Here is a 12686-nt window from a genome sequence, read left to right on the forward strand (position 1 = left end):
ACTTTTATCTATTTACCGCCGCAGCAGCAGCCGGATCACCCGCAGCAATAGAAAATAACCGGCAAGCAGAGCGATCCCCGTCAAAATAAGGATGCGGGTCTTCCGTGCGTTGGCCTCGCGTTTCTGCTGGGCTTCGGTCAGAGCCGTCACGGACGCGGCCAGTTCGCGGTTTTGTTCCATCAGAGCCTCATTCTGCTCACGGTAGGATTCCAGGGTCGATTCCGCTTCCGACAGCTTGTCCAGCGTCATTTCATAGTTGGCTTTCAGCTCGTTGACCTCTCCCGGAAGTTCGGACAGCTCTTTAGCTCCCTGGTAGAAATCGCTGAAAATGCCGGCATGCGCGGTGGAGGCCATAGGCAGAAGCGGGCCGAATAGCAGCCCTGCGCCGATCGGCAGGACTAATGCGGTTTTGGTTAAAGCGGAGCGCAGGCGCATCCTTCACCACCTCCGTCGAATACAAGTTCTCTTCAACTATTACGATCCATCCCGTCAAAAAGTTTCCTCACGTATCATTACACGCTGAAGACCGTACATTACACATCCTAAGCAGAAGAAGCCCGTCCCCATTCGGACGAGCCCCCGGAAACCGTTCAAAACCGGTTAGGTTACATACTGTAGCCCGGCCGGCGTAAATACATGATCGCTACGGTGCGGGGACCGCAGTGGCAGGAAATCGCGCAGCCCCCTTCGATAACGGCCACGTCGCGAATGTCGGCTTTTTCGAGCAGGGTCGTCTTGATGTAATCGGCCGCTTTCTCCGCAAGCGTTTGGGCTACGATCACGAGATCCCGGTCAACCTTGTGAATATTTTCCGTAAAATGATGGACCATTCGCTCCACGGCTTTTTCGGTCTTTCCTCTATATTTATCGGCGGAAATGACGAGTCCTTCCTTTATGCGAAGGACGGGGCGGATTTTAAGCAGGCTTCCGATCATATGCTGTACACTGGACACCCGTCCGCCCTTGTGAAGATAATCGAGGCTGTCGACCAGCACTTCAATCTCCACCCGGTCGCGGAGTTCCTCCAGCATGGCCGCGATACCCTCGGCGTTTACTCCAGCCTCCGCCGCTTGGGCGGCTTTCAGCGCCAGGAGGGCGATTCCGCCCGACACATTCAGTGAATCCACGACGATAACGCGGCCTTCCGGCAGTTCCTCCGCGGCGATCAACGCGTTTTGACAGGTTGAAGAGAGCCGGGAAGACATGCTGATAAATACAATCGTATCGCCCTTCTCGATCCAGGGCGAAAAGGCCGCGATAAAATCGGCGGGAGACGGCGCCGACGTCCGGGGCAACTCCCCGGTTTCGTCGACCCGCCGGTAAATATCGGTTGTGGTGATCTCAAGTTTGTCTTTGTAGGCCGTTTCACCGAACACGACATAAAGCGGAACGATCCCGATGCCGTACCGGGTCATCCAGGACTCGGGGATATCGGAGATACTGTCCGCGAATATTTTCACTTGTGTCAACGCATTTCCTCCAATTAGGTATTTATTTGATAAGAACAGGAGCTTTCTTTGATTATAGTGGGCGGCGATGCATAAAGCAAAGAAGTTACCTAGGCCCTAATTATATGGCGGCAATCCGCGCCATATGTTCAGCTTTTGTTATACGCGAAGCGCTGCCGGTATTTGCGTGGCGACATCCCCTCAAAACGCGAAAAGCTTGCCGTAAAATAGGCGGCCTGATTGAAGCCGACCTCCTCCGCGACCCGCTCGACCGGCAAATCCGTTTGCAGCAGAAGCAGCTTCGATTGGTCGATCCGCAGCCGCAGCAAATAAACGGACGGCGAGCAGCCGAACATTTTTTGCATGCAGCGGGCGATGTATACGGGGTGAAAATTAATCGCTTTCCCCAGTTTCTTGGCGGAGAACGGCTCGCGATAATGCTCCCGCAAGTAAGAGGCGGCCCGTTCCGCGCATAGCGATTGCGGGGTAGGACGATCCGACTCCAGCGAAGCTGAGAGAAGCAGGATCACCTCCTGAAACAACGCCTGCTGTTTTAAGCGGACGCTCGGCAAATGGATGTGTCGGTTCATCTCCGTAAGCTCGCTGATGATCTCCGCCATCTTCTGCTGCTGGGCCAGCCTGGTGAACTGCGGCAGGGCCAGCGTGTAGGCGGTAGTCGCAAAGGGATGTAGCGACAAGTAGTCCTGCGGATCGCTTTCGTGGCTTCGTCCTCGGCTGGACCAGTACTCCTCTTCGTCCAGCACCCGCCAGTCGCCGAGGATCTGAAAGTGAAGCCAATGGTGCAGCGACTCTTCCCGGCAGCCCTCGTAAGCGTAATGGTAACTGTCCGGGCGCAGAATCAAGGCGTGACCTTCGGTTATTTCGTATTCCCGCTCCTCCTCGCCGACGTAGAGGCATCCGCGGACGGCGACGAGAAGGTCAAAGGCGCCGATATTTTTGCGGCTGGGATGCTTGCCTCCTACCGGAAGAGCCGATAAGCCGCTGACGATATAATGGGGTAACGGCGGTGCGGTAAACTCGATAATAGGCGGCACGGCACACCTCCAGGCAGTGAAGTTTTCAGGTTTAAATATTGAAAGATTGAGTTGGTTTTCTGATACATCGATATAACTATACCATCTATAATGTGTTTCATGCTAAAAAGTTTGTGGTGACAACAAGAAAGGTCCCCGTACAACAGGAGGTTTTAATAATGAAGAAAAATAAGGGGAGCGAAAAAAGTAAATTCTCCTTGTGGCTTTTGGCGTGGCCGATATTTATCGAGCAGTTTCTGCAATTTTTGCTCGGTTCGGTGGATACGTTGATGGTCAGTCGGATATCGGATAACGCGGTGGCCGTCGTCGGTTTCTCCAATCAGCTGTTTAACGCCCTGACCACGCTGTTTGCCACCGTGGCCAGCGGTGCCGGCATCGTCATCGCGCAAAAAATCGGCTCGCGCAAAGAAGAGGACGCCCGTACGGTAGGGATTATCGCGTTTAACGCGACTGGTGCGATCGGCCTGGGTCTCAGCATCCTGTTGATCGCGCTTCCCCGGCCGATCGCCCGGATCCTGCAATTGCCGGAGGAATTGCTGCCCTTGGCCGAAGTTTACATTTCCATCGTCGGCGGCGGAATGATCTTGACGGCCTTAATGGCCGTACTCAGCACGGCGATCCGAAACACGGGCAACACCAAGGGACCGATGATGACCGCGATCGGGATGAACGTCATTCATATCGTAATGAATTACGGTTTTATTTTCGGAGCATTCGGCTTCCCGCAATGGGGGCTGACCGGCGTGGCGATCTCCACGGTCGTCAGTCGGCTGCTCGCCACCATCGTGCTGTTCGTGATCTTCCTCGGCGCTTTCCACCGAAAAATCGAGCGAAAGGACTTCGCTTTGTTCGACCGCAAGCTGTTCAAGGAAATTCTGGTCATCGGCTGGCCGCTCGGCGTCAACTCGGCGAGCTGGGTGTTCTCCCAATTGGCGATTTTCTCGTTCCTGGCGGTGCTGGGGTCGACGGAATTGGCGGCCCGAACCTATATGAATACGCTGGAATCCTTCTGCTTCCTGCTGGGCTTCTCGCTCGCACTGGCCGCCCAGATCCAGATCGCCCATCTGTACGGAGCGGGCCGAACGAAGGAAGCTTATCAAGCCGTATTCAAAGTGCTGGCGATCGGATTGCCGCTCGTCATCGTCAATGCCTTTATTCTGGTGGTCTTCGGTCACAACGTGCTGGGCTTGTTTACGAAAGACCAGGATATTCTCGCGCTTTGCGGCGCGCTGCTGTGGCTAAATCTGCTGCTGCAGCCCGGTAAAATGGTCAACATGGCCATCGGCAACTCCCTCAATGCGGTGGGGGATACCCGATATACCATGAACATCTCGCTGATTTTCATGTGGGTCGTCGCCACCGGCTGTTCCTATTGGCTCGGCGTTTCGCTCGGTTACGGCATCATCGCGATTTACTCCTGCATGATCGCCGATGAATATATACGCGCTGTGCTCTCTTTCCTTCGCTGGCGGGAGCGCAAGTTCCTGAGGATGAAGGAAGCGGATATGGAAAGGACGCGGACCGGAGATCCGGCGATTTGCGTGTAAGACGGCGATCTCGCTGCAAATAAAGAAAGGCGCCCCGATTCTCTAATCGGAGCGCCTTTTGCCATTATTCCGTTTCCTCGGCTTTAACCCGGTCCGGGAGCTGCTGCACATAACTGTCGGAGAGCCGGAGCAGCTCCAGCGCACGGTTGTATTCCTTCTCCGTGGTGAGCGCCTGGCTCACGCCGTCTTCGGCGACGGGATATTGCGTGCCGTCTTTGTACCACACACCCGGCATAAACAGCGCCTTGTCGTTGAGGAACGAACCGGACGGCAGGTAATACCGCTGCGGGAGCAGGTTGTAGGTTTGGTTCAAAATATCTTGGCCGAAGTGAAGATGCTGGTCCAGCGAAATCCCCATCAAGTTGGCGACCGTAGGCAGAATATCCACCTGGCCTCCGACATTTTCGAACGTGTTCGGCGCGGAGACGCCGGGTGCCGAAATGATGAGCGGGATGTTGATCATATCGATATATCCGTAGTCCCGGCCGTAGATCTCATGCATCAATTCAAGCCCATGTTTATCCAGCGAGTACATCGGCAATCCCAAATGATCGCCGTAGATGACGACGACGCTGTTGTCCCAGATGCCTCTTCGTTTCAAGTCTTCGATAAACTGGCCCAAGGCGTAGTCCGCGTAATTTTGCGAGCGGATGTAATCGCCGACCATATTGTCCTGATAACGTTCAGGGAGCGTTATGCGGTCCTTTTCATGCGGCATGGTGAACGGATGATGGGCCGTCATGGAAATGACCTGGGTGTAGAACGGCTTTCCGGCCTGCTGCATCTTGTCCAATTCTTCCGCCGTTTTTTTGTAAAGCACCTCATCGGACGGACCGAAGAAAACGGTATCCTCCTGACCGAAAAACTCCTGATCGTAGTACCGGTCAAAGCCGATCGCTTTATACAGCTCGCCGCGGTTCCAGAAATCGACCACATTTGTATGGAATGTAGCCGTATCGTAGCCGGCCGATTTCATCAGCTTCGGCAAACTCGGCAGTTCTTTGTCCGGATAATTTTGCGTAGCCGCCTCATTATAAGGGATATAGAAAGAGGTGTTTACGACAAATTCGGCGTCCGACGTGTTTCCCTGCCCTACCATTTGATAAAAATGCTTGAAGTACATATTTTCTTTGGCCAGCTTGTTCATGACCGGCGTAATTTCCTGTCCGTCGATTTTCAGGTCGATCAGAAAATTCTGAAAGGACTCCATCTGGATGATGATCAGGTTCTTTCCCTTCGCCTGTCCGAAGTATTTCGGATGCGCCGGCGGGGTGACACCCTTCAACTGGTCGATCTTCGTTTGGTTGATTTCGTTCTTGTCGACCAGGTCCTCTTTCTTGCTGCTGTTGGAAAAAATGACATAGGTTTCGTAATTGAGAATCCCCATCTGTTCCGCCTGTTTGATCTCGTTCATGCTGGCCCGGTTCGGCCACACGTTGAAGATACACAGGGCGACCGAAACGCCAAACACCGTCGCGACGATACCGGTACGCAAGCTCTTCAAGTTAAAGAAAGCCTTCAGCTTCTCGGCTCTCTTCTTGCGGAACAGCCAAAACCCGATCACGACGATATCCAGGAAGATCAGCAGGTAGTACGGCGCCAGCAGGGAAAACACGCTGTTGCTGACCGCCGTGACCTGGTTCACCTGCTGGAGGGCGTGATAGGTCACCATAACACCGTAATATTTATGATACATCATGGCGGCGAAGAAAATCCCCGTGACGATCAAATTGACCGTCAGATAAACGGCGATTTTGCGCTTGGACGAGAACCATTCGATGAGGCAGAACAAGGCCCAAATGAACGGCAGCTCTTTAAGCAGGGGGCCCCAGGGCGGCATCTCCTCGAAGATGGCAATCCAGGCGAGATACGTTTTCAGAATCAAAATGAAGGTGAAGAAAACGAACGGCTTAATATTGCCCAGCCTGATACGATTTAAAGCAGGCACGGTACGATCCTTCCTTTCGATGCGCGATTCATGAAGATAATATTAATACTGCCTTTACATTTTAAATACCCTTAATATAATACATGAAAAGAGTTGGAGAACAAAATAAATCAATTCACACATTTAACAAGATATCCCAAGTGAAAGGCAGGGATACGGGCCTTATATCGCTTAGTTGACACTTAACTGTATTTTTTGGTAAATTGAAGGCATCCGCAAAGTGTAGGAGAGATTTTGATGTCGGTGAGCGTTCTTAACTAATTAATTTCATAGCGACCGGAAGAAACGAAGGTTCGGTTCATTGTGTTTTGTTTTTTTTGAGACACAAGGGAACCTCTGATTTTTTGCGCCTCTTTTCGGTCTCTGAATTTAGTTAAGAACACACGAACACAATCATTCAGCGCTTTTGGCCGCTGTCTGTTTCTTCGGATCTATATTCCCGAAGCCGTGCTGTTTTTCAGCACGGCTTTTTTTGCGGCATTCACATCCGATAAAGAAAAGACATTTTGCATTTTGCGGATAAAAAAGGGCAAAGGATGGCATTTTCGTGCTGTCTTTTGCCCTTTTTCTGTTGTTACCACATGTACAGGAGGAATCTATGGATCATGGAAAACTTTACGTTAAATATGTTGGAGTACGAAAGTATGAAACAAGACTTGTCCGCGTTCGCCGTTTCTTACGAGGGGCGGGCCCGCATCGCCAGGCTGGTCCCGATGGAAGAACTCAGACCGATCGAACGCGCGATAGCCGAAACGGCCGAGGCGCGGGAACTGATCGGCAGAGGATCGAGCGTTCCGCTGCCGTCCCTGGAAGGCATCGAACTCGTCGCTTCCTTGCTGGGAACGGGGTATTTGTTCACGGAACAGGATTTGACGGCGGTTCAGACCTTCCTGCAGAGCTGCGGACAGTTGAAGAAGTATATTGAGTCCAAAGGCGACGCCGCCTGGCAGATTGGTATTTACGCGGCTTCCCTGCGGGATTTGCCCGAATTGCGGCAGGAGATTATGCGCTGCATCCGGCACGGTGTCATTACGAACGAAGCGAGCCGCGACCTCGAGAAAATCCGCCGGAAAATCGATATGCTTAAAGAGAAAATAAATAAGAAAATGCACTCCGTCATGTCCCGGCACGCGGCGATTTTACAGGAGAGCATCGTCAGCGTGCGGGGAGGCCGCTATGTCATACCGGTCAAAAAGGAATTTTACAGGCAGGTCAAGGGGCGGATGCTGGACCAGTCGACCAGCGGGCAGACGGTATTTATCGAACCGGACGAAATCTCGTCCTTGCAGGGGGAACTGGAACTGCTGCAGGGCGAGGAAGCCAGGGAAGAAGCGAAGATTCTCGGCTATCTGACCGAGCTCGTGGAGAAGGAGGCCGCAAGCATCACCGGGAATATCGAAATTACCGGCTTGTACGATTTTATCTTTGCCAAGGCGAAATATGCCGCTTCGATGGACGCCGCAGCCGTGGGCGTCAATGACAAAGGCAGAACGGTGCTGCGCGGGGCGAAGCATCCGAAGCTGCTCGGCAGCATGGTACCGTTGGATTTGGAAATCGGCGCCGATTATAAAACTTTAATCATCACGGGACCGAACACCGGAGGGAAAACGGTGGTGCTCAAAACGTTCGGCCTGCTGTCCTTGATGGTGCAATCCGGCCTGCTTGTACCGGTAGGCCCCGGCAGCGAGTTTGCCGTTTACCGCGGCATCATGGCGGTAATCGGGGACGGGCAGAACCTGGAGCAATCGCTTAGCACCTTCTCCGCGCAGATTCAAAGCCTGGTGGCGATGTTAAAAGTCGCCGGCCCGTCGACGCTCCTGCTGATCGACGAACTGGCGGCCGGCACGGACCCGGGAGAAGGAATCGCGTTGTCGATCGCGATCCTGGAGGAATTCAGCCGAAAAAAAGCGACCGTCCTGGTGACGACACATTTCAACGAGCTGAAAACTTTCGCCTCCCGGGCCGAGGGGTTTGAGAATGCGCGGATGGAGTTCGACCCGGACACCCTGCGCCCCCTGTATAAGCTGACCATCGGCCGGGCCGGGCAGAGCTATGCCATCGAGATCGCCAGAAAACTGGGGATTACGGCGGACATTATCGCCAGATCGCAGCATATCGTCAGCCGTCAGATCGGGGCGGGGGGCAAAGTGTCCGTATGGGATGAGATCGTGCCGGCAAGGAATGATTCGCCGGCGGATTCGATAGCCGGACAGTTACCGCAACCGCAAACACAAACAGAAACGGCCTCGGAAAGGATAAGCGAAGCTCGGCCGGAGGAAGACAAGCAACTCGAAGCTAGAGCGCTAACGGAGAAGGAACGCCGATGGCCAGAGGCGCGGGGAACTTCCGGACATCGGGTTAAAACCGATACTTCCGGCGAGGAGGAGCGGGAGGACGAGATGAAGCTGGCTCCTCATCGGTTTGAGATCGGAGATGCCGTCTATGTAACGGCTCTCGGGAAGATCGGCATCGTCAGCGAACCCGAAGACTTGCGGGGGACGGTCGGCGTCCTGATCCAGAAGCAGCGCATCAAAGTCAACCGGAAGCGGTTGAAACCCTATCTTAAAAAAGATCAGCTGTATCCGGAGGATTATGATCTGGACATCGTGCTGGATACGAAAGAAAACCGCAAAAAGCGCAAGCTGATGTCCAAACAGCATGTGGAGGGGATGGAGATCGTCCGCAGGCCGGACGAGACTTATTAACGGAGCGTGAGAAGGCCCGTCGGCGGAGATGACCGTCCGGCGGGCCTTTTGACATAAACTTAGACCAAGGATAACGGGAGCACGAGGCCTTCCTTTAAAACGTCCACAAAGCGTTCCAGGAATGCCTGGTCCTGCTCGTCAAAGCGGCCTTTAAGCGGGCTGTCGATATCGAGGACGCCCAGCAGCTCTCCGTCCTTGACGATCGGAACGACGATTTCGCTGTTGGAAGCGGCATCGCAAGCAATATGTCCGGGAAACGCGTGGACGTCTTCGATTCGCAGCGTCTCCCGGCGTTCGGCGCTTGTTCCGCATACGCCTTTGCCGAGCGGAATACGGATGCAGGCGGGGAGTCCCTGGAACGGACCGAGCACAAGTTCGCGCCCGTCAAACAGGTAGAAACCTACCCAGTTAATGTCCCGCAAAAAGAAATGGAGCAGCGCCGAAGCGTTGGCCAGATTGGCGGCCGCGCTGCGCTCCCCGGCAATTAGCGCTTGAAGCTGGGACAGAACCGCCCGCTGCTGTTCTTCACGGGGCCCCGTCGGTTGTTCGGCTTGAAACATATAGGGAATTCCTCCTTTGCGTATACCCCTATTATACCTGAATTCCCGTTGTTTCCGCGCTGATTGGCAGGGGTATATAAAAATTGAACGATTTAACGCCGGAAAGGGGAGTTCTTACCATGCGCGCCGACGTGCAGAATTTGTTCATACGCATACAGATGCTTCATGAAGCCACACAGGGAGACCTCACGGTCAACGAAACGCTCACGCAACTGGAAGCACAGGGATACAAGGTGGGAGAACGCGAAGTAAAGCAGGAACTGGACCGCCTGACGGAAGACAATTTTCTGACCGCCCATAACGATGTGTATTCCATCACCGGCGCGGGTAGGGATGAGATAAAGGAAATACGTACGGTGCTCAAGCGCCTATGCGATGTGGTTCATCAAACGGAAAGCAAGGCCAAGGCCGGCTCTGCCTGAACGAACAAGAACCGCCCGGTCCAAGTCCGGGCGGTTCTTGTTTTGGGTGCGCTGAATGCTGGCTAGTCACATTTGACAAAGTACGATAATTTTTTTCAAAATTTTGAAAAAATTGTTTTTCGCATCATAAGCTAAAATGACGGGAAGAAGTCAAAGAAGGTGAACTTATGCCCATCTCCTCGAACGGCTCCGCCCCAGGCCTGCGCCGTCCCAAGGTCAGCGCCGATTTATTGGACAAGATCGAGCATCTGCGCGCTGAATTGATGCATGCGGCCGATGAGACAAACTTTAATAGCGAGGCCGTCGTGGAGCTCAGCCAACGGCTGGATCATTACATCGTGCTGGCTCAGACGCAAATGCTCGGGAAATTAAGCGATTCGGGCCTCTCTCAGGAGTAGGCTGCGGAATGCCGGGACTCTTGAACGTGGGAAGCCGCCGCGGGGTGGACATTCTCTTCCAATGCGTCCTGGATCAGGGCATGCACCTCTTCGGCATACCGGGCGGGGTTCACCCCGTAAGCGTTGGCATGCACGGCCCCTTCGACGAGCAGCAGCCGTTTGGGCTCAGGCTTGCGCTCATACAATTCCTCGCTCATATAGGTCGGAACATAGTTGTCGCGAGTTCCGTGCACGAACAACACCGGAATCCGACTTTTCTCCACCGCTTTTAGCGGACTTACCTGTTCCATCCGGAATCCGGCAACGCGTTCCATACGTCTGTTCACGAGAGGCAAGAGCGGGAAGGACGGAAGTTTGTTCAGTACGCTTATCTGATGGCGCATCAACCGGGTCAGATCGGAATATGGACAGTCGGCGACCACGAATTTCACATGCGGATCCGCAATGGCCAAATATTCCAACACGGTTCCTCCGCCCAGCGATTGCCCGTGCAAGCCGATGACGCAATCGTCCCCATACTGCTCCAGCAGCCAGTTAACCCAGCACTGCACATCGTATTTTTCGTAATAACCATAGGTGGTATACGTGCCTTGACTGTTTCCGTGCCTGCGCTGATCGATCAGCAGCAGATTGAAGCCCTCTTGTTCAAACATATCGATATATTGGGTGGATACATGAAGGGAAACGGTATACCCGTGCACGATAATTACCCACTTGTTTACGCCGGGATGGGGCTCCACGATGTAGCCGCTTAGCTTTAAACCGTCCTTGGAGGTGATGGTTACCTCCCTTTTGTTCAGAGTGTTAAAGCGTTCCCGGGTAAATACGCCCGAGCCTTCAAGATAATCGAAAATGCTCTCGAACGTTTGAAGCTTCATTTGGGTAATTTGCCGGAAGGCAAACCGCGTAATGCCGTTAACCGCCAACAGCAAAAGCAATACCGCGAGGATCAGAATCGAGTACATCATAAGTTGTGACAACCTCCTATCCCATTTCCGTCTGTATTGTGGTGCCGCAACCGCAAAAGGTCTTTTGTAAATAGTATCACCGAAAGAATGCGAAGAAAATCGCGATGACTGTATTTTTTATGTAAACGAGGCTTGGATATGGGGGATTTTGACGTTGGCCGGTCAGGTATGGTTAGATAAAATAGGACTATTGCGGTCTAATATTATATGGATATTTCAGGAATCGGAGGAGATGGAGTTGTTTAAATGCGGCGGTGAAATACCGGTGCTGGAGAGTGAAAGACTGCGGCTGCGGCGGATGGAGCGGGAAGACGGTCCGGCATTGCACAAGTTTTGGAGTGATCCGGAGGTGGTCCGGTATATGAATATCCCTCCGTTTGCTTCCATCGAAGACACTCATCAGATGATCGACCTGTTGAACGGTCTGGCCGAGAGTGAGGATGCGATGCGCTGGGCGATCGAATTAAAGGAAACCGGACAGGTGATCGGAAGCTGCGGTTTTAATACTTGGGAACTGGCGGGAGCCTTCCGGGGAGAAATCGGCTACGATTTGGGGCAAGAGTTCTGGGGCAGCGGCTACATGTCCGAAACGCTGCGCACGGTCATCCGGTACGGCTACGAGACGATGGGGCTGAACCGGATTGAAGCGCTGGTTGACCCGCGGAACGAAGCTTCGCGCAAGCTGCTTGCCGCGCTGGGTTTTCAGGAGGAGGGACTGCTTCGGGAATACCAGAAGACCGAGGAAGGTTTCGTTGACCTGATTATGTACTCATTGCTGAAAAAAGATTACGACCGGCGCTTAAACTCGGGGGGCGCGAATGTATGACGGCGGCGGCCAAGGATGACCCGCTTCAGCTCCTGGATCCGCTCAGCAAGCTGGTGTCCTTGTTCTGCATCGCCGTGTTGGCCATGCATTGGGACAGGCCGCTGCCGTTAGTCCTTATGCTGGCGCTACTGCTGGCCGTTGCTCGCTATGGGGCGGGTATGACCTGGCGCCGCCTCTCCAAACGGATGGCTTATATCGCCATATTCGGCTTGCCGCTGCTGCTGCTCACCGCATTGGCGGCGCCTCCGAGCGGGGCCGTCCTCGAGGTGGGGCCGATCCGCTTGTCGGAGGGCCCGGTCGCTTACGCCGCGGCGATTACGCTGCGGATGTTTTGCCTGTTTCTGTCGTCCCTGATTTATATCGAGTCCACCGATCCGCAGGACTTCGTCGTGATGATGACGATTCGGCTGAGGCTGCCATACCGCTTCGCTTTCGGGGTTTCGATGGCGTTGACCTTTCTGCCGATGCTGGAAGCGGAAGGCAGAAGTGCGGCGGAAGCCCGCAAAATCCGCTACGGAAGGAAGCCGCGGGGATTCGGGGAGCGCGTCGAGAACTGGCGCGGCAATGTGACCGCGGTTTTTACCGGGGCGGTCCGGAGAATCGAACAAACGGCCGGTTCCATGGAGGCCAAGGGTTTTGGCGCATTTCGGCACCGGACCTTTTTGCGGGAAGCGCGCATATCGGCGGGGGGATATGCGGTCATGCTGCTGAGCGTTACGGGGGCGTCGCTGCTGTTGTGGATTTCCTAAGACAAATTGCAAAAAAGACCTTGACGAATCTTTATTGTCAACCTATATTTTATCAATAGG

General features: G+C 53.9%; 12 protein-coding genes. 6 read left to right on the forward strand and 6 right to left on the reverse strand.

Translation table 11 applies throughout. The annotated features are described in order from the left end of the window. Positions 1 to 12 precede the first annotated feature (12 nt). The 3 genes from FRY98_RS21235 to FRY98_RS21245 form a co-directional block, all read right to left on the reverse strand. Positions 13 to 435 carry a hypothetical protein gene (locus tag FRY98_RS21235; protein WP_148455691.1) on the reverse strand — a complete coding sequence of 141 codons (423 nt, stop codon included), beginning with the start codon at positions 433 to 435 and terminating at the stop codon, positions 13 to 15. 170 nt (positions 436 to 605) lie between these two features. Further along, on the reverse strand, positions 606 to 1460 hold the full coding sequence (locus FRY98_RS21240; protein WP_306433522.1) for a DegV family protein: 855 nt from the start codon (positions 1458 to 1460) through the stop codon (positions 606 to 608). Positions 1461 to 1597: 137 nt separating this feature from the next. Then, positions 1598 to 2503, reverse strand: coding sequence for an AraC family transcriptional regulator (locus tag FRY98_RS21245; RefSeq protein ID WP_148455697.1), 906 nt, complete (start codon positions 2501 to 2503; stop codon positions 1598 to 1600). A gap of 158 nt (positions 2504 to 2661) precedes the next feature. Between FRY98_RS21245 and FRY98_RS21250 the strand changes: the two genes are divergently transcribed. Next, positions 2662 to 4050 carry an MATE family efflux transporter gene (locus tag FRY98_RS21250; RefSeq protein WP_148455699.1) on the forward strand — a complete coding sequence of 463 codons (1389 nt, stop codon included), beginning with the start codon at positions 2662 to 2664 and terminating at the stop codon, positions 4048 to 4050. 64 nt (positions 4051 to 4114) lie between these two features. On the opposite strand, the gene FRY98_RS21255 is transcribed toward FRY98_RS21250, so the two are convergent. Next, on the reverse strand, positions 4115 to 5998 hold the full coding sequence (locus tag FRY98_RS21255; RefSeq protein ID WP_148455701.1) for an LTA synthase family protein: 1884 nt from the start codon (positions 5996 to 5998) through the stop codon (positions 4115 to 4117). Between the two features lie 605 nt (positions 5999 to 6603). Between FRY98_RS21255 and FRY98_RS21260 the strand changes: the two genes are divergently transcribed. Beyond that, on the forward strand, positions 6604 to 8703 hold the full coding sequence (locus FRY98_RS21260; RefSeq protein ID WP_148455703.1) for an endonuclease MutS2: 2100 nt from the start codon (positions 6604 to 6606) through the stop codon (positions 8701 to 8703). A 59-nt stretch (positions 8704 to 8762) separates the two neighbouring features. Here the strand turns inward: FRY98_RS21260 and FRY98_RS21265 are convergent, their stop codons facing one another. Next, positions 8763 to 9263 (reverse strand): GAF domain-containing protein, encoded by a 501-nt coding sequence (locus FRY98_RS21265; protein WP_148455705.1) that lies wholly within the window; start codon positions 9261 to 9263, stop codon positions 8763 to 8765. Between the two features lie 119 nt (positions 9264 to 9382). Here FRY98_RS21265 and FRY98_RS21270 point away from each other — a divergent pair, with 119 nt between their 5' ends. Both FRY98_RS21270 and FRY98_RS21275 read left to right on the forward strand, forming a co-directional pair. Then, positions 9383 to 9685, forward strand: a complete 303-nt coding sequence (locus FRY98_RS21270) for a hypothetical protein (protein ID WP_148455962.1) — start codon at positions 9383 to 9385, stop codon at positions 9683 to 9685. A 167-nt stretch (positions 9686 to 9852) separates the two neighbouring features. Beyond that, positions 9853 to 10083, forward strand: coding sequence for an aspartyl-phosphate phosphatase Spo0E family protein (locus FRY98_RS21275; RefSeq protein ID WP_148455707.1), 231 nt, complete (start codon positions 9853 to 9855; stop codon positions 10081 to 10083). On the opposite strand, the gene FRY98_RS21280 is transcribed toward FRY98_RS21275, so the two are convergent. Beyond that, on the reverse strand, positions 10074 to 11051 hold the full coding sequence (locus FRY98_RS21280) for an alpha/beta hydrolase (RefSeq protein ID WP_148455709.1): 978 nt from the start codon (positions 11049 to 11051) through the stop codon (positions 10074 to 10076). The two genes, FRY98_RS21275 and FRY98_RS21280, sit on opposite strands and share 10 nt — an antisense overlap. A gap of 232 nt (positions 11052 to 11283) precedes the next feature. Here FRY98_RS21280 and FRY98_RS21285 point away from each other — a divergent pair, with 232 nt between their 5' ends. Next, on the forward strand, positions 11284 to 11877 hold the full coding sequence (locus tag FRY98_RS21285) for a GNAT family N-acetyltransferase (protein ID WP_148455711.1): 594 nt from the start codon (positions 11284 to 11286) through the stop codon (positions 11875 to 11877). Next, positions 11874 to 12626 (forward strand): energy-coupling factor transporter transmembrane component T family protein, encoded by a 753-nt coding sequence (locus tag FRY98_RS21290; RefSeq protein WP_148455714.1) that lies wholly within the window; start codon positions 11874 to 11876, stop codon positions 12624 to 12626. The genes FRY98_RS21285 and FRY98_RS21290 overlap by 4 nt, the downstream gene beginning before the upstream one ends. Positions 12627 to 12686: the final 60 nt, after the last annotated feature.

It is taken from the genome of Paenibacillus faecis (assembly GCF_008084145.1).
GTDB lineage: Bacteria > Bacillota > Bacilli > Paenibacillales > Paenibacillaceae > Fontibacillus > Fontibacillus faecis.